Raw genomic sequence first — 17,614 nt, 5'->3', positions numbered from 1 at the left:
AAAATCATCGTGTAACTTGCTCATTACGTGATGCTAAAAAATGCTACACAAAACGTTCGTTCCACCACTTTTGTAACTGCTCTTTGAGACTTTCTTGATCACCTGAGTTATCGAGTGTAGTGTCGCAGAGGGCCAGCAAGTCAGCATCACTGAGTTGACGAGCGACACGTCGCTCGAAGTCATGCTCGCTCATACCACGATCAAGAGCACGTATACGACGAAGTTCTCGCGGACAGATAACACCAAGCACCTCATCCGCGAGCTCCAAAAGCGGCCCCATTTTATCGGGAAGCGGAACCTCAACCACAATACAGGGCGCCTGTTTTTGGACTAGCTGAATACATTTAATGCGCTCTACAAGCTCCTTTTTAATTGCGGGCAGTTCGAGCGCCTCGAGAGTCGCCGTACGTTCAGCGCTCACAAAAGCCCTGAGGGCCAACTTGTGTCGATCAAGGCTTCCATCTGCCTGGATAAGATCTGCTCCAAATTCTTTTGCAATATCTTTAAGCAAGGCAGAGCCCGGAACCAATACTTCGCGCGAAATTTGGTCAAGATCAATGCATATGGCGCCCAAGCGCTCGAGCTGAGCTGCCACGCTTGACTTTCCCGAAGCAATGCCACCTACGAGAAATACTATCCGCGCTTTGCCTGTTTTAGGCATTGGGCTGAGCATAAAGTGCCACCAATTCTTGGAGCATATCGACCATGCTCTCGAGCTCGGCTACCGGAACAAATTCCATGGGTCCATGTGCATTGTAATAGCAGGCAGAAAGATTTGCGCATGCAAACCCACGGAAAGAAAGTTGAGAACCATCGGTGCCACCTCGCATGGGAATACACTTCATCTCATAGCCCACCGTCTTGTATGCAGCACGGGCGCGCTCAATAAGAGGGGCATTTTCTAGAAGTAACACAATATCTGCCAGATTGTGATACTGATCATGGATATCGATACTAAGAACTTTAGCACCCATGCGCTGATTAAAGTAATCTACCGCATCCTGCATCAAGTGCTTACGCTGGGCAAACTTAAGCGCATCGTGATCACGAATAATGTAATCGGCTGTCGCCGTCTCACAGTCACCACATATCCGCTCTAGATAATAAAAACCATCACGCCCCTCGGTATATTCAGGACGATCCTGTGCGGGTAGCAACTCGTTGTAGTGCATTAAACATTCGGCGGCATTAATCATCAAACCTTTTGCGGTACCCGTATGTACCGAAACACCACGCGCCTTGAGACGGGCCTCTGCGGCGTTAAAGGTCTCATAACAAAACTCCCCCATCGGACCACCATCAATGGTATAGCCCCAACGTGCACCAAAACGCTCAAGGTCAAGCAGGGAGGCTCCATGACCAATCTCCTCATCAGGCACAAAAGCTAGCGCAAGACGCGGATGTGGCAGGCCGGGATTGTCCTTGAGACGCGCAAGCAGAGAGATGATCTCTGCGCAACCTGCTTTGTCATCGGCGCCTAATAAGGTAGTCCCATCTGCGCAGATGAGCTTTTCTCCTACCATCTGCGCCAGCTGAGGATTTGTCTTTGGGCTGATAGCAACTTCATTACCGTCACTATCGCATCCAATCACATAGCGACCACCCGGATAGGTCACTATCTGGGGACAGACAGGAGCATTATGCAGCTGACGTACGGTATCAACATGACAACAAAAGCCCAAGGTAGGCAGGTTTTTTGCGCCCACACTCGCTGGCCAGTGAGCAATAACATAGGCATGCTCATCCATGCTTACGTCCTCGGCTCCCAGCTCACGCAAATCATCTGCAATGCAAGCTGACATCGTATGCTGTTCGGGAGATGAAGGAACACCGCTTTGAGAAAGAGCATCTGAGGGTGAGGGAATAGCACAATACCTCATAAGTCGCGCAACTACATCACTCATATTCTCTTTTGCCATGACTGCTCCTAAACCTTGAGAATGCGCGCCTGAACAAGCAATTACTCAGCAAGAAAATGACTTTCATCATAATAAAAGCGGAGTCACACAGAGCGACTCCGCCTAAACGAACTATATATCCGAGCAAAGCGGACAAAACACAAGCTTACTCAGCCTCGGTAGCCTCAACTTCAGCCTCGACAGGCTCGGACTCCTCAGCAGTTTCAGCAGCTTCAGCAGCCTCCGGATTCTCGAGCGGCGTCACGTCAACCTCAAAGCCAAGAGTCTCAGCAGCAGACTTCATCGACAGGGAGATACGACGACGGTCGAGGTCAATCTCCATGACCTTGACCTGGACCTTGGTACCAACGCTGCAGACCTGGCTGGGCTGTTCGACGTGCTGGCGTGCCATCTCGGAGATGTGCACGAGACCCTCGACGCCGTCGCCCAAGTCGACAAAGGCACCAAAGGAGACGAGCTTGGTAACAACACCCTCAACGATAGCGCCAACGGGATACTTCTTGACGAGAACACGCCAAGGATCCTCGGTGGTCTGCTTGAGACCCAAGGAGATGCGCTCACGGTTGAGATCCACATCGAGAACCTGAACCTCAATCTCCTGGCCGACCTTAACAACCTCAGAGGGGTGGTTAACGTGATTCCAAGAGAGCTCAGAGATGTGAACCAGACCATCGATACCGCCAAGGTCGACAAAAGCACCGAAGTCGACGATGGAGGAAACCTGACCCTTGAGGTGCATGCCAGGCTTGAGCTTGGAGAGGATGTCGGAACGCTCGGCCTTGCGAGCCTCCTCAAGAACAACACGGCGAGAAAGGACAACGTTGTTGCGGTTACGGTCCATCTCGATAACACGAGCCTCAATACGCGTGCCCATGAATGCTGCGAGATCCTTGACGCGGCGAAGGTCAACAAGAGAAGCAGGCAGGAAGCCACGCAGGCCAATGTCAAGGATAAGACCGCCCTTAACAACCTCAATAACTTCGCCTTCGACGTTCTCATTGGCGTTGAACTTCTCCTCGACACTATTCCAAGCACGTTCGTACTCAGCGCGCTTCTTGGAGAGAATCAAACGGCCTTCCTTGTCCTCCTTCTGGAGAACTAAAGCCTCAATTTGATCGCCAAGGTGCACAATCTCGGAGGGATCAACATCCTTGCGGATGGAGAGCTCACGAGAAGGAATAACGCCCTCGCTCTTAAAACCAATGTCCAGCAGAACCTCATCATGCTCAATCTTGACGACGGTGCCAGTGACCAAGTCGCCCTCATCAAAAGCAGTAATAGTGCCGTCAATGAGCTTGTTCATCTCCTCATCGGATACTTCATCCAACGCAAAGACGGACGAGTTTTGAATCTCACTCAAAGGTGGACCCCTTTCGAACAACGGGGCCCCGATCGCGGTGATCGCTGCCGTAGGGCGCTGTCTAACGTACGGTGGGCGCCGCAACGCGCCCGCTCGCCGTGCAACCTCGCACGTGTGGAAACTGACCTTGCTATCGGGGGCCAACAGATACAGTGTGTGGGCAGAACTCACACGAAGTATAGATTACCCTGTAACGGCGGTTAATTTCAAGCGGCAAGCCAGAGTTTCATGCACTTTTTTTCAGAAAACATAGTTTGGCTTAATTGGTAAAACCTTTGTCAATAAGAAGGGGGCCCAACTCGCCGTCTGCTGCCTTGGTTGCCAGTTCATCGCAGCGCTCATTAAGCTCTTGACCTGCGTGCCCTTTGACCCATATGAAGCTCACTTTGTGGGGCTGTTTTGCTTGTAGGAGGCGGCACCAAAGATCAGGGTTTTTGACAGGCTGTTTTGAGGCGGTTTTCCAACCGCGAGATTTCCAGCCATCTACCCAATGCTTGTTAAAGGCGTTAACGACATATTGGGAGTCAGAATGCACTTCTACTTCACAGGGCTTTTTAAGCGCCTCTAAACCCGCGATGACCGCCATTAGCTCCATACGATTGTTGGTTGTACGCTGATATCCTGCAGATAACTCGCGACGATGCTCTACGCCCTGCTTATCTGTATATATGAGCACTGCACCATAGCCACCAGGGCCTGGATTACCTCGACTTGATCCGTCGGTATATATCGTCACCCGCATCGGCACCTCCTTTTACCCTTCCTAGTCTATAGGTAATTGGAGTTCTTACCCATCTCATGCCACCATCGCTGTCGCTTACCTTTACTCGCTCAGTGCAGTCGTGCCCCCGTCAGGTCATCCCAAACACCTAGCCTCAGCGCCAAAAAGGCGACCGCCCGAAGGCAGCCGCCTCTCATTCAAACCTGCATGACAGCGCAAGCGCACCGCCAGCTACACGCAAAACTACTTCTTAAGCGTGGTATACGTAAAGAACTTGTAGCCCAGAGGAATGCTGAAGAAGCCCTTGAGGTTCTTGTCAACCATATAAAGGTCGGTGTAGAAGTACAGAGGGCAGATACAACCGGTAGACATCAGCAAATCTTCTGCCTTGTGCATCAAAGCGTAGGCCTTTTTGCTGTCAGCTTCAGCCTTGATGGCATCAATCAGCTTGTCATAGGTCTCAGCCCACGTACCATTCTCAACCTTGAGGTCACCACCCGCATCAGTGGTATCAACGCTATAGGCCTTAAGACTTGCGTGGGCACCCTTACCAAACTGGACGTCATTGTTACCAGATTGCGTCGTCCACATATCCAGGAAGGTCATCGGGTAGTTATAGTCTGCCACCCAGCCATTACGTGCGATACCGTAGTCGCCGTTCTTACGAGTATTGAGGAAGGTGTTCCACTCTTGGTTTTCTAGCTTGACATTGATGCCGATACCAGAGAGCGCCGCCTGTAGGTACTCGCCAATCATCTTGTGAGATTCCTGGGTATTGTACAGGTAGGTCAAAGAGGGGAAGTCACTAAAGGTCTTTTTCTTCTCGTCATACTTGTAGTACTTCTTCAGCGTCTCAATAGCAGCAGCGAAGTTCTTCTCTAAAGACTCGTCTGCAACATCAATGTAGCCAATATAACCATTCTTCTTTTTGTCACCAGCGTTCTCGTAGAACTGAGAGCCGTCAGCGTCAGTCATGCCCATAGCAACAAAGGAAGAAGCGGGCACCTGTCCACCCTGAGCAATATCGTTGATGATGTGGTTGCGGTCAAAGAGCAAAGCGATTGCCTTGCGGATTTCGGAGCGCGCATTCTCGGCCTCGGCACCAGTAAGATTGGTACCAGCAGGAAGAATCTCAAGATTGACGTTCCAGTTGACATAATAGGTGCCCAGCTGGCCATCAACCTTAAACTCATCAGGATACTTTTCCTTCAGAGAAGCAATCTCATTGGTGGGAACATCATCGATGAGCTGCCACGTGCCATTCTCAAAGTTAGAGAGCATATTATTCGCATCGTCAGAGAGGTAGAACTGAATCTCCTTCATCGTGACCACATCGGCATTGTGGTAGTTCTCATTTTTCTCAACGCTAATCACAGAGTTGTGATCCCAGGCGGTCATCTTGTAGGCGCCATTGCTGACATAGGTCGAAGGATCAGTTGCCCACTTATCGCTCTTAACGACATCCTCGCGAACGGGGAAGAAGGTCGGGAAGGCAAGCAGCTCATTCCAGTAAGGCTCGCAGCTCTTGGATGCAACAACCACAAGGGTCTTATCATCTTTGGCAGTGACATTGAGCTTGGCATCGGGATTTACAAACTCGAGAACAGGCTCCTCTTCACCTGTCTCTTCATTCTTCTTTGTCTCACCCGTATCCCTAGACTCCCACATTGCGTCATAACCATCAATCTGGTCAAACATATAGTTGTAGTCACCAGAGAGCGCAGGTCCTGCAGCACGGTTCCAAGAGTAGACAATATCGTTGGCCGTCAAATCCTTGCCATCGCTCCACTTCAGACCGTCGCGCAAAATATAGGTATAGGTGAGCTTTCCATCACCAGTATCTTCACCCTTAGGAAGCTCGGTCGCGCAGTCGGGAACAATTTTGAACTCTTCACCATCTTTCTCCCATTTTGCAAGACCAGCAAAAAGGTGAGAAATCAACGTGGCGCCATCAACTGCAGAGTTGAGAGCAGGATCGATACTATCGGGCTCGGAAGCCAAGCAAACACCAATGCTGTCGATAGTCTCGCCTGCGGCTGCAGACCCAGAACCAGATCCACCACCGTTGCCGCATGCAGCGAGCATCGAGGTCAGACCAGCTAGGCCAACGGTCTTAACAAAATTCCTACGTGTGAGCTGAGACATGCTAACTCCCCCTTTATCGGATCTGAGACTTGATACTGTCTAGCTTCTGATAACAGTGAACTGTTACCAAGTATTTCAGTGCACTTTTAGTGCAACAGAAACCAAGATGAACCTAAGAATTAATATGTTTAAGAATTAATCTCTTCCACGCGATGGCAAGCGACAAAATGACCTGGTTTAACCTCCTTGAATTCAGGCATGGAAGCAGAACAACTCTCATTGGCAAACGGACATCTCGTACGAAACGGACAACCCGAAGGCGCATGCAGAGGACTTGGGATATCGCCCTGCAAAGGAATTCGCTTGTTGGCACGAGCGATCTTGGGATCAGGAATGGGTACTGCGGAAAGCAATGACTTGCTATAGGGATGCATGGGATGATCATAGATTTCAGCAGCATCTGACAGCTCAACCATCTTGCCCAAATACATAACCGCAATACGGTCGGAAATATGCCGCACCACCAGAAGGTCATGAGCAATAAACAGATACGTCAGACCAAGCTCGTCTTGCAGCTCGTCAAACATATTGATGACCTGCGCCTGAATGGAGACGTCTAGCGCCGAGACAGGCTCGTCACAGACAATAAATTCAGGGCCGCTTGCCAAAGCACGGGCAATACCAATACGCTGACGTTGACCACCTGAAAACTCATGAGCATAACGCGAGGCATGTTCGGAGTTGAGACCTACGCGATCCATTAGCTCAAGTATGCGATCCATACGCTCCTTTTTTGAGCTGCACATGCCATGTATATCCAAAGGTTCGCCGATAATATCGGAAACCGTCATACGAGGATTCAGTGAGGAATAGGGGTCTTGAAAGACCATCGTCGTTTTGCGGCGGAACTCTGCCATCTCTTCTTTTGATTTGGAATTGACAGGTTTGCCGTTGTAAATAACTTGCCCTGCGGTAGGTTCGTATAAGTGCAAAATTGTGCGGCCGACGGTAGTTTTGCCGCAGCCAGACTCACCTACCAGGCCCAAAGTCTCGCCACGCTTAATCGAAAACGAGACATCATCAACTGCCTTAAGCGGTGTCGAACCAAAGAAGCCTGTCTTTACGGGAAAGTACTTCTTGAAGTTGCGAATTTCAACCAAAGGAGTTTCCTTATTTGCAGAGGCTTTGATTTCGTCAGCCATCTTATGCCTCGCCTCCTTCCTGAGCGCTCACAACAGAAGCAGGCTGTTGCTTTTCGCAGAGATCTTTGACATTAAGCCAACAGGACGCTTTGTGGAATGCATTGATATCCATCGACTCGGCGGGGTGCTTAATACAAATCTTCATTGCCTTTTCGCAACGAGGAGCAAAGGGACAGCCCTCAGGAAGATTGAGCAGGTCAATCGGGGTACCCGTAATAGGATGCAGCTTTTGACCCATCGATCCTAACGTCGGAATAGAGCGAAGCAGACCGCGAGTGTACTCATGACGTGGGTTGTAGAAAATCTCATCCGCGGTACCACGCTCGCAATAAGAACCCGCATACATAACAACAATCTCATCGCACATCTGGGCAACAACACCCAGGTCATGGGTAATCATGATAATTGCCATACCCATCTCGCGCTGTAGCTTTTGCATCAACTCGAGAATCTGTGCTTGAATCGTTACGTCAAGCGCCGTAGTCGGCTCATCTGCAATCAAAATATCGGGTTCGCAGGCAAGCGCCATAGCAATCATGACACGCTGGCGCATACCGCCGGAAAACTCGTGTGGATACTGCTTCATACGCTTTGCAGGCTCATTGACATTAACCAAGCTCAACATCTCAATGGCACGCGCTTCCGCTTGTTCGCGTGTGCGATCGGTATGCAAAAGAATGGCTTCCATTAGCTGGTGACCAATGCTCAGGGTGGGATTCAAAGAGGTCATCGGATCCTGGAAAATAATTGAGACTTTGTTGCCACGCACATTTCGCATGACCTGCTCGCCTGCACCCACCAGCTCTTGACCATCAAGCTTGATAGAGCCACCGACAATTTTTCCTGTAGGGGCCAAGATTTGCATGATGGAATACGCAGTTACTGACTTGCCCGAACCGGACTCGCCTACGATGCCCAACACCTTGCCATGATCAAGGTTGAAGCTCACACCGTTAACGGCCTTTACCTCTCCTGCATCCGTAAAGAAGGATGTATGCAAATCCTTTACTTCAAGAAGCGCCATCTAAATCCCCTCCCTTCCTAGTTGTTCAGTTTGGGATCAAATGCGTCACGCAAACCATCGCCAAAGAGGTTAAGACCCAAGACGATGAGAGAAATTGCAAGAGCCGGAATTGCCAAACGCGAGGGATAGCTTGAAATACCGTTCAGAGCATCGGAAGCGAGTGAACCCAGCGAAGGCATAGGAGCATTGACGCCCAAACCCAAAAAAGACAGGAAGCTCTCCGTAAAGATTGCAGAGGGAATTTGCAGTGCTGTCGAAATGATAATGATAGAAATGCAGTTGGGAATGAGATGCTTTGTGATAATCCACTTTGCCTTGGCACCTGCCGCCTGAGCGGCAAGAACATATTCCTGCTCGCGCAAAGACAAAATCTGGCCACGAATGAGACGTGCCATCGAGCACCAATATAACAATGCAAAGATGATGAACAGGGACAAAATATTCGAACCAATTTTGGCGAACACCGTGCCATCAAAAACGCTGCCCAAGCTTGCGCGCATAACCGATGCCAGCAAGATAACCATCAACATGTCGGGCAGAGAATAGATAATGTCAACGATGCGCATGATTGCCATGTCGATGCGACCACCCGCAAAGCCTGCGATGGAGCCCATAGTCAGACCCACAATCAATACGATGATGGAAGCAAAAAACCCTACGGCCAACGAGATACGTGTGCCATAGACGACACGAATGAAGTAGTCACGACCAGAAGCGTCAGTACCAAAAAAGTGTGGGAAGACAGACTGACCATCTTTCATCATTTGTTGTTCGCTGTGGGAATACTCCATTGGAGCCAAGTTGTTATAAGAAGCATCAACAGGCTTGCCTGGTTGAACGCCCAGCTGCACATCATAGGAATAGGGCCACACGATAGGCAGTACGACGGCTGAGATAACAATCAACACAATGACTACCAAGCTGGTAAAAGCAACTTTGTTTTTGTAAAAACGCTTACAACCATCACGGAAGAAGGTCGAGCTGGCGCGCATTTGCACCATGTAGAACTTTTCTTCCTCAGATGCAGGAAGGAAATCGTCCATGTCAACCTGCATACTCAGGGGATTCTTGTTCATCATCACTCCTAATCCAGGCTGATGCGCGGATCAACCACGCGATACAAAATGTCACTTACAAGGTTCATAACCACAATGAGTGTGGCAAGAATGATTGTGGTACCCATGATGAGCGGGTAATCACGACCAGTAATTGAGTTAACAAATGCACGGCCAATGCCAGGTACCGCAAAGATCTGCTCAACAACCAAAGAGCCTGTGGTGATGTAGGCAAGCTCGGGCCCCAGATACGTAATAACGGGAATCAAGGAATTCTTGAGGGCATGCTTAAGAATAATATTGCGCTGCGAAACGCCTTTTGCCTTGGCAGTACGAATGTAGTCTTGCCCTAACACATCAAGCATTGAAGAGCGGGTCAAACGCGTAATATAGGCCATAGGATAAAGCGCCAAGGTCACAATAGGCAGTATCAGGCCACCTTTGGCTGCACCATTTGCGGGCAAAAGATGCAACTCAATGGCAAAAAGTAATAAGAGCAGCGTGCCCATAATAAACGATGGCATCGATACAAATGCTGTCGTGATAACCATGATGATTTTATCGACGATAGTATTGCGCCTCAATGCGGCAAGAGCGCCAAGCAAAACGCCTGATGTTGTAGCGATAATCAATGCAACGACACCAAGCTTTGCTGAAGTCTTCATACCATCGGCAACAATAGTGGTTACCTCACGACCGCGCTGCTTGAGCGAGGGGCCAAAGTCAAAGTGTGAAGCGCCACCTAGGTAAGTGAGATACTGCTCAAACAAGGGCTTATTGAGACCAAATTTCTCTTCAAGCGCTGCTTTTGCAGCAGGCGTAACTGCCTTCTCACTCGCAAAGGGCCCACCTGGCACAGAGTGCATTACAAAAAACGTGATGGTAATGACTGCCCAGATGGTGACAAAAGCAAAGAGCACCCTTTTGATGATGTAGGCAACTTCTTTTGAGTTCATAAAGCTCTCCTGTCGCCGGATATAAATTCTCAGCTCTCATCAAAAATTTGTGGAATGACGCAAACTTATCTAAACAAAACTTAAATTATCTTTGCTAACCCACATTACGGATAGATTACAGGGGGGTTTCATTTAGGGGGCCCAAAGGTTTAGCAAAGATGAACAGTAAACTCCCTGTACGCAGAAGAAGATTTCATAAATTTGCTGCGGGAATTTCAAAAATGGTAGTATATAGAATGCTGTGCTGCGTGTCTTTTGTCTGTGAGGTACCCTATTACCCCACTGTTTAATTGGCATGCCTCGCTGCGTTATGCAGCAGGCTTCTTGTCGGAGCCTTCTGTATGTACGCATAATGCAAGAAGGGATAGCAGTTAACAAAAACTGTATGTCTCCCGCATCAAGTGCGATGCGGACTGAAATGGGGAGCGTTCATGGCGCGATTCGTCGGATACGTCGTTAAGCGAGTTTTGAACTACATAGTTATGATCTTTGTAGCAACCTCGTTCACTTTCTTTTTGGCCTCAGCTTTTATGAGTCCACGTTCTAATTATGAGTCTCGTACTCCACGGCCCCCACAAGAATCTATTGAGCGCGCACTTAATGCTGCCAACCTCAACGATAAGACACCTATCATGGAGCGCTATCAAAAGTGGATTGGTGACATTCTCACCAAAGCTGACTTTGGCAAGACTCCAACAGGCGCTTCGGTTAACAACGAAATCTCTTCCCGTATTGGCGCTTCTGTCCAGCTCATGTTACTTGCTACCATTATTTCTATCGTGGTCGGCGTAAGTCTTGGTGTCTACACAGCTCAACGCCAATACCAGTGGCAAGACCGTTTTTGGAGCGGTGTCGCTTCACTGTTCATGGTCATCCCAACTGTTGTTTTGGCAATTCTGATTGTATTTTTTGCAATCGAAGTTAATACCGCGGCTGGCACACGCATCTTCTATGTAACGGGACTTTCCAGCTACGGCGGTTCCAACTTCTTTGTTAGTCTGCTCGACTTTCTTCAGCACATTTTACTGCCAACCATCGTCCTTACTATTATCAGCGCCGTTGGTTATCACTTAGGTCAGCGTACGTATTTGCTTGACGAAATGCACGCTGACTATGTGCGCACTGCTCGTGCAAAAGGTCTTACAAAAAAACAGGCTATTCGCAAACATGCGCTCCGCGCCTCTTTGATTCCTACTGCCGTATCTGTAGCTTTCTCCATCGCTAGCATCTTTACTGGTGCTGTTATGACCGAGAAGATTTTTGCTATCCACGGTCTTGGTGAATACTTCATCAATTGCATCAACAACAACAATATTCATGGTGCGGTTGCTGTTGCCGCCTTCAGTGGTGCTTGTACGCTCGTCGGTGCTCTACTTGCCGACCTCTTTGCTGCAGCACTCGATCCTCGAATCAAGATGAGCTAAGGAGAGCACAATGTCTGAAGAAAAAAGACAGCTTGCGTCCCCTGAAAATACGGACGTAAAACCTGATGAGGTCCACCTCACCAACGCAGAGCTCGAACTATTGGCCGACGAGCTGGGTGGCTCTGGTGGCGAGGTCAAGCGTATCGGCTATTTTTCACTTATTGGTCGTCGTTTTGTGCGCCAGCGTAGCGCTATGGTGGGACTTGTTATCCTGATTATCCTGATCATTCTCGCTATTTTTGGGCCATATATGACGCCCTTTACCTATACCGACCCCGATTTCACGGCGCTGAACGTACCTCCCAATCCAACGCACTGGTTTGGTACCGATGGCGGTGGCTTTGATCTGTTTGCCAGCGTTGTTCATGGCCTCGGCCGTTCTTTGGCAATCGGTATTATTTACTCTGTGCTAACCACCATCATCGCTGCAGTTGTTGGCACCTCTATTGCTTATGTACGCGGCGTTCCGGAAAAAATTGGCATGTGGTTCCTCGATATGCTACTTATCATCCCAAGTTTTTTGCTTGTGGCCATGGTGGTTCGTGCCTCCAGCGGTACTGAGGGCTGGTGGATGCTGATTGTGGGCCTGACTGCCTTTGGTTGGATTGGCTATGCTCGTACCCTGCGTACCATGGCGCTTTCTCTGCGTGAACGCGACTATGTTCGTGCCGCAAAATACATGGGTGTCTCCCCTATTAAGACCATTATTCGTCACCTTATTCCCAACCTTGGTTCCATCTTGATTTTGGACACGGTGCTGGGTGTTATTGGTGGTATTAACTCCGAGACTGCCTATAGCTTCTTGGGTCTGGGCATCAAGGCTCCCGATACATCTTTGGGTTACCTTTTGAGCCAGGGTTCATCCGCTATGCTTTCTGCCCCCTGGGTTATTCTCATTCCCTCTATCGTTTTGATTGTGCTCTGCGTCAGCATGCAGCTCATCGGCGATGGTCTGCGCGATGCAATCGATCCGTATTCCCGCGCTGCCGGCACTGTAGAAGATGATGCCGAAGAGGATGCAGCTGCTACCGAGACCGCTAAGGCGTAAAGAAAGTTTGTGATTTCACGTCTTGGGTATGGCGCGCTCACCTACGAGCGCACAACAAATGAAAGTGACGGAGCTACAAATGGCCGAAACGACAAGTACAAGTACGCAGACCTCTTGGGTTGTCAAGGACGATACCTTACGCTATGAGCTGCTTGAAAATAACGGACCCAAGGGTGCCCCTCAGGGCGACCCTATCATGAGTATTCGCAACCTCAAGGTGTCTTTTGCAACCGAGGCAGGTCGCGTCGACGCCGTACGTGGCGTTAACTTTGACCTTTGGCGCGGACGTACCTTAGGTATCGTCGGTGAGTCGGGCTCGGGCAAATCGGTAACTGCTCTTTCTTTGATTGGCCTTCTTGATGACAATGCTTACGTTACCGGTTCGGTCAAATTTAATGGAGAAGAGCTGGTAGACAAGACAGATGAAGAGATGGCCGCTTTTCGCGGCAAGTCTATCTCGATGATTTTCCAGGACCCTCTATCTGCTTTAACACCCATGTTCAGTATTGGTGATCAGTTAGCAGAAACCTTGCTCATTCATAACCCCAATATGACCAAGCAGCAGCTCCATGATCGCTGCATCGAACTGCTTACCATGGTGGGTATTACCAACCCCGAGGATCGTCTGGACGCTTACCCTCACGAATTTTCTGGCGGTATGCGTCAACGCGTTGTTATTGCCATTGCCATCGCTAACGACCCTGATGTCATCATTGCAGACGAGCCCACCACGGCACTCGACGTAACCATTCAGGCACAGATTTTAGATGTGCTCGCTGTAGCTCAACGTGAGACAGGCGCAGCGGTTGTCCTGATTACCCACGATTTGGGTGTAATCGCAGGTACCGCAGACGATGTCTTGGTTATGTATGCTGGTCGTGCTGTCGAGCGTGCCAGTATCGACACCGTCTTTGACCAGCCTTCTCACCCCTACACCATGGGCCTTTTGGGTGCCGTACCCAAGCCTCACGTAGCGGCTGAGCACCGTCTGGTCCCTATCAAGGGCAACCCTCCTTCGCTGGCAGCTATTCCTAAGGGCTGTCCCTTCTCACCGCGCTGCCCCATGGCAAGCGGCTCCTGCTTTGAGATTGAGCCAACTCTTGATCCCTTTAACGCTGCCGAAGGCCACCTTGTAAGCTGTCATAAGCTCGCAACCATCCGCGATCGCCACCTCAACTTTGAAGATGTTTATCCCAAGCTTGAGCCCTTACCAGCCAAGTGGGCCGAAGTACCTCGCGATCAGCGCCCCCTTGTCCTTGAGGTCAAGGATTTGGTAAAGACCTTCCCTGTTCAAGGCAAGGGTTTGATTCGCCGTGACAAGGGTACGATGACTGCCGTTGACCATGTCTCTTTCAAGCTCCATGAGGGTGAGACACTAGCTTTGGTTGGCGAGTCTGGTTCGGGTAAGTCCACCACACTAATGCAGATCATGGATCTTGTGAAACCTGAAAGCGGCAGTATTACCGTACTGGGTAAGGACATTGCAAGCCTTAAAAACAACCGCGAACGTCGTGAGCTTAGACGTGATTTGCAGGTTATCTTCCAAGATCCCATGAGCTCACTTGACCCTCGTATGCCTATCTATGATGTGTTGGCAGAGCCCCTGCGCGCGCAGAAATGGTCGCCCAAGGATATCAACAAGCGTATTGGTGAGCTGATGCATCTTGTCGGTATCAACCCCGACTATGTGGACCGCTTCCCCTCTCAGTTCTCGGGTGGTCAACGTCAGCGTATTGCTATTGCACGCGCCCTTGCTACCAGCCCCAAGATTTTGTTGCTTGATGAGCCTATTGCTTCTCTGGATGTCTCTATCCAGGCAGGCATCATCAACCTGCTTGAAGATCTGCAGGTACAGCTCAAGATTTCTTATCTCTTTGTTGCTCATGACCTGGCAGTTATTCGCCACATCTCCGACAGTGTTGCCGTTATGCACCTCGGCAAGATTGTTGAGCAGGGAGACACCGAAGAAGTCTTTACCAATCCGCAAGATCCTTACACACAAGCTCTGCTTTCTGCTATCCCCATTCCTGACCCCAAGATTGAGCGCACACGCGAGCGTATGGTCTATCAGGATGGCAAGTTAGTTTCCTCTTCTAGCCTACTTTCTAGCCACAAGGCCTAGCATAGCTTCAGTGCAAAAAACAAGTTGAAAGTGACTCGCAATGTGCGGGTCACTTTTTTGTATGTATCGGACGTCTATTGCATCATGTAACAGATTAGAAACGTCCATCCACAGATATCTCACCATTTTTTATGTGATTTCTAATAAGATATTGTGGAGTACCAATAGGTGCTTTTCAGCACTAGTTATTTGTTCGCTGACATTTTGGAGGAAACATGGCACTTTCTCGTCGTTCGTTCTTGGGTATGGCAGGTACTGCTGCCACCATCGCTGGACTTGGTCTGGCTGGGTGCGGCAAGTCTGGCAACAGCGGCGCTGGCTCTAACGCGGGCGACGCAGGTGTTGAGCCCCAGAACGGTTCTCCCGCAACTACCCCGCTTGACAAGCTTCCCATCCCTGAGAAGGGCAAGACCTACAATAACCCGCTTGAGCGCGATGCAATCAAGGACGGCGGCACCCTCGTGCTCCCCATTACCGAGATTGGCCCAGACTTTAACTACTTCAGCGTAAACGGTAATACCACCTACATCAGGTGGTTCTGGTACCTTTACAACCAGGCTGCTACTCTTTATCGCTGCGATCCTACCGGCAAAGAGTTTACGCCCAACCCCAACTTTGTTGAGTCCAGCTCCGTTGAGGACAAGGACGGCAAGCAGGTTGTTACCCTCAATCTCGCCGAGAAGGCAGTCTTTAACGATGGTACCCCCATCGACTGGACCGCTGTTAAGGCTCTGTGGAGCTGCATGAATGGTCAAGACGAGAACTACACTCCTTCTGCTACTGACGGCTTTGATCAGATTTCAAGCGTCGAGAAGGGCGAGAATGACAAGCAGGCTATCATCACTTTCGATAGGCCTTTCTACCCCTATGAGTCTCTGATGGGTGCCCTACACCCTGCAGCTGCTGATCCTAAGGTCTTTAACGAGGGCTGGGTCAACAACTGGCACAACGAGTGGGGCTGCGGTCCTTTCGTCATCGACAAGGCCGATGAGACCGAGATCACCTTTGTCCGCAACGACAAATGGTGGGGCGACGAGGCAAAACTCGAGTCCATCACTTTCAAGCAGATGGATTCTCAGGCAATGTTCAACGCCTTCAAGAATGGTGAGGTTGACGCCACTGAGGCTGGCCAGAGCGGCTCTGCCGAGATGCTTTCCAACTTCTTGGGTATGGAGGACACCGAGGTGCGTCGTGGCGACTCCACCAGCATTGCTTGTATCGAGGTCAACGCTTCCCGTGAGGGCCTCAAGGACATCGCAGTTCGCAAGGCTTTCGTCCAGTGCATCAACACCGAGACCATCTTGGGCATCGTCTATCAGGGTGTTAACTGGTCTGAGGAGCGCTTGGGCTCGCTGACTATTCTGCCCTGGATGGACGGCTATGAGAACAACCTGCCCAAGGATGTCACTGATCCCAAGCCTGGCGAGGAGCAGATTGCTGCCGCCAAAAAGACCCTCGAGGATGCTGGCTACACCATGGGTAGCGACGGTTACTACGAGAAGGACGGCAAGCAGGTTGCCTTTACCTTTACCGCCATTGGTGACTCCAACACCGTCAAGAACCGTGCTGCTGCTATCCAAAAGATGGCCAAGGATGCCGGCATAAAGATTGACATCGACAATAAGCCTGCTTCTGAGTTCTCCAAGACTCTGACTGGCGGCAACTGGGATACCTTCCTCTTTGGTTGGAACTCTAGCTCTGCTTCCTACAACAACGGCAAGCAGATCTTTGGTGTCGACAGCGACTCCAACTTCACCCACACTGGCTCCAAGGAACTCGATGAGAAGTTTGTTGCTGTCACGGGTATCGCCGATCACGCTGAGCAGATGAAGGCCTTTAACGAGGCTGAGAAGGAAGCTCTTACTTCCTACGCCTTCATCCCTCTGTACGCTGGTGCAGACTGCATGCTCTGCAAGGCTGGTCTTGCTAACTGGGGTCCCGCTCTGCTCTCCGATATCCAGGCTGAGAACATTGGTTGGGCAAAGTAGCTTATCTTGCTTGCGCCAAATAAGCGCGACTAAGAGCCTCCTTTGGGAGGCTCTTTTTTATTACTGAGAGATGCACGGCACATCTCGAGTCGTCTCGAGTATCAATCCGGCTCTGCTTGCCATGCGCCACGTTCTACTTCAAACCATTTCACTCCGCGTGGCAAAAGCCACGTTCTGCTTCACTGTTTTTGCCAAAAGCCACGTTTCATTTCACACGAAAAAAATTTACCTGCGGAAACGTCAGGCCCTTTGAAATGGAATGTGGCTTTTGACATTTTTTCTGAAACGGAACGTGGCGTTTGGCACGCAGAACTCCACTGAACAAAATAGAACGTAGTATTTGTTAAGCAAAGCTGCGACATTGGAAATGATGTGTGGAATTTGGCATGACACAGAAGCATAAGGCATGAAAAAACCCGCAGGAAGCTGCGGGTTTAGACGTACAGGATGTCAGCAGGGCTTAGATGGTGCCCAGAGGGAATGTCAACGCCATGATTACGATGCACAAACCAAAGACCACTGCAGAAATGACAGTCAAACGGTCAAGATTCTTTTCCCAAACGGCAGAACCAGCAGCGGAATTGTACATGGAGCTTGCAATCATGTCAGAAACACCTGTACCTTTGCCAGAGTGCATCAGGATAAGCAAAGCCGTGAACAAACCAGAAGCAAAAAGCAAAACAACGAGGATAATATTAAGCACGTTCACA

General features: G+C 49.9%; 14 protein-coding genes. 4 read left to right on the top strand and 10 right to left on the bottom strand.

Annotation, left to right across the window (positions count from 1 at the left end; translation table 11 throughout):
- Positions 1 to 43 precede the first annotated feature (43 nt).
- From coaE to BN4314_RS05960, 9 genes are all read right to left on the bottom strand, one after another.
- Entirely contained in the window at positions 44 to 673 is a 630-nt protein-coding gene (gene coaE / locus BN4314_RS06000) for a dephospho-CoA kinase (RefSeq protein ID WP_082911191.1), read from the bottom strand.
- Positions 654 to 1,919, bottom strand: coding sequence for a peptidase T (gene pepT / locus BN4314_RS05995; protein ID WP_232309724.1), 1,266 nt, complete (start codon positions 1,917 to 1,919; stop codon positions 654 to 656). Before pepT ends, coaE begins: the two co-directional genes overlap by 20 nt.
- 145 nt (positions 1,920 to 2,064) lie before the next feature.
- Positions 2,065 to 3,279 (bottom strand): 30S ribosomal protein S1, encoded by a 1,215-nt coding sequence (gene rpsA, locus BN4314_RS05990; RefSeq protein WP_068540279.1) that lies wholly within the window; start codon positions 3,277 to 3,279, stop codon positions 2,065 to 2,067.
- Positions 3,280 to 3,538: 259 nt separating this feature from the next.
- Positions 3,539 to 4,021, bottom strand: a complete 483-nt coding sequence (gene rnhA / locus BN4314_RS05985; protein WP_068540278.1) for a ribonuclease HI — start codon at positions 4,019 to 4,021, stop codon at positions 3,539 to 3,541.
- A gap of 222 nt (positions 4,022 to 4,243) precedes the next feature.
- Entirely contained in the window at positions 4,244 to 6,145 is a 1,902-nt protein-coding gene (locus BN4314_RS05980) for a peptide ABC transporter substrate-binding protein (RefSeq protein ID WP_068540277.1), read from the bottom strand.
- A gap of 128 nt (positions 6,146 to 6,273) precedes the next feature.
- Positions 6,274 to 7,287 carry an ABC transporter ATP-binding protein gene (locus BN4314_RS05975; RefSeq protein ID WP_068540276.1) on the bottom strand — a complete coding sequence of 338 codons (1,014 nt, stop codon included), beginning with the start codon at positions 7,285 to 7,287 and terminating at the stop codon, positions 6,274 to 6,276.
- A 1-nt stretch (position 7,288) separates the two neighbouring features.
- A complete protein-coding gene (locus tag BN4314_RS05970) occupies positions 7,289 to 8,311 on the bottom strand; it encodes an ABC transporter ATP-binding protein (RefSeq protein WP_021735169.1) in 1,023 nt (340 codons plus the stop codon).
- Between the two features lie 17 nt (positions 8,312 to 8,328).
- Positions 8,329 to 9,387 (bottom strand): ABC transporter permease, encoded by a 1,059-nt coding sequence (locus tag BN4314_RS05965; RefSeq protein ID WP_068540275.1) that lies wholly within the window; start codon positions 9,385 to 9,387, stop codon positions 8,329 to 8,331.
- Positions 9,388 to 9,395: 8 nt separating this feature from the next.
- Positions 9,396 to 10,322 carry an ABC transporter permease gene (locus BN4314_RS05960; RefSeq protein WP_068540274.1) on the bottom strand — a complete coding sequence of 309 codons (927 nt, stop codon included), beginning with the start codon at positions 10,320 to 10,322 and terminating at the stop codon, positions 9,396 to 9,398.
- A 431-nt stretch (positions 10,323 to 10,753) separates the two neighbouring features.
- Between BN4314_RS05960 and BN4314_RS05955 the strand changes: the two genes are divergently transcribed.
- From BN4314_RS05955 to BN4314_RS05940, 4 genes are all read left to right on the top strand, one after another.
- On the top strand, positions 10,754 to 11,746 hold the full coding sequence (locus BN4314_RS05955; protein ID WP_021735200.1) for an ABC transporter permease: 993 nt from the start codon (positions 10,754 to 10,756) through the stop codon (positions 11,744 to 11,746).
- Positions 11,747 to 11,756: 10 nt separating this feature from the next.
- Positions 11,757 to 12,794 (top strand): ABC transporter permease, encoded by a 1,038-nt coding sequence (locus tag BN4314_RS05950; RefSeq protein ID WP_021735148.1) that lies wholly within the window; start codon positions 11,757 to 11,759, stop codon positions 12,792 to 12,794.
- A gap of 79 nt (positions 12,795 to 12,873) precedes the next feature.
- Positions 12,874 to 14,916, top strand: a complete 2,043-nt coding sequence (locus tag BN4314_RS05945; protein WP_021735146.1) for a dipeptide ABC transporter ATP-binding protein — start codon at positions 12,874 to 12,876, stop codon at positions 14,914 to 14,916.
- A gap of 215 nt (positions 14,917 to 15,131) precedes the next feature.
- A complete protein-coding gene (locus BN4314_RS05940; protein ID WP_068540273.1) occupies positions 15,132 to 16,904 on the top strand; it encodes an ABC transporter family substrate-binding protein in 1,773 nt (590 codons plus the stop codon).
- A gap of 460 nt (positions 16,905 to 17,364) precedes the next feature.
- On the opposite strand, the gene secG is transcribed toward BN4314_RS05940, so the two are convergent.
- Positions 17,365 to 17,613, bottom strand: a complete 249-nt coding sequence (secG, locus tag BN4314_RS05935; protein ID WP_021735160.1) for a preprotein translocase subunit SecG — start codon at positions 17,611 to 17,613, stop codon at positions 17,365 to 17,367.
- Position 17,614: the final 1 nt, after the last annotated feature.

It is taken from the genome of Olegusella massiliensis (assembly GCF_900078545.1).
Lineage (GTDB): Bacteria > Actinomycetota > Coriobacteriia > Coriobacteriales > Atopobiaceae > Olegusella > Olegusella massiliensis.
The sequence above is the reverse complement of the archived record's forward strand: the minus strand, read 5'-3'. Positions and strand labels throughout refer to the sequence as shown.

Bases quoted from the DNA above. Each gene is read 5' to 3' on its own strand.
- coaE (WP_082911191.1), bottom strand. From the start codon at position 673: ATGCTCAGCCCAATGCCTAAAACAGGCAAAGCGCGGATAGTATTTCTC.
- pepT (WP_232309724.1), bottom strand. From the start codon at position 1,919: ATGGCAAAAGAGAATATGAGTGATGTAGTTGCGCGACTTATGAGGTAT.
- rnhA (WP_068540278.1), bottom strand. From the start codon at position 4,021: ATGCGGGTGACGATATATACCGACGGATCAAGTCGAGGTAATCCAGGC.
- BN4314_RS05980 (WP_068540277.1), bottom strand. From the start codon at position 6,145: ATGTCTCAGCTCACACGTAGGAATTTTGTTAAGACCGTTGGCCTAGCT.
- BN4314_RS05975 (WP_068540276.1), bottom strand. From the start codon at position 7,287: ATGGCTGACGAAATCAAAGCCTCTGCAAATAAGGAAACTCCTTTGGTT.
- BN4314_RS05970 (WP_021735169.1), bottom strand. From the start codon at position 8,311: ATGGCGCTTCTTGAAGTAAAGGATTTGCATACATCCTTCTTTACGGAT.
- BN4314_RS05965 (WP_068540275.1), bottom strand. From the start codon at position 9,387: ATGAACAAGAATCCCCTGAGTATGCAGGTTGACATGGACGATTTCCTT.
- BN4314_RS05960 (WP_068540274.1), bottom strand. From the start codon at position 10,322: ATGAACTCAAAAGAAGTTGCCTACATCATCAAAAGGGTGCTCTTTGCT.
- BN4314_RS05955 (WP_021735200.1), top strand. From the start codon at position 10,754: ATGGCGCGATTCGTCGGATACGTCGTTAAGCGAGTTTTGAACTACATA.
- BN4314_RS05950 (WP_021735148.1), top strand. From the start codon at position 11,757: ATGTCTGAAGAAAAAAGACAGCTTGCGTCCCCTGAAAATACGGACGTA.
- BN4314_RS05945 (WP_021735146.1), top strand. From the start codon at position 12,874: ATGGCCGAAACGACAAGTACAAGTACGCAGACCTCTTGGGTTGTCAAG.
- BN4314_RS05940 (WP_068540273.1), top strand. From the start codon at position 15,132: ATGGCACTTTCTCGTCGTTCGTTCTTGGGTATGGCAGGTACTGCTGCC.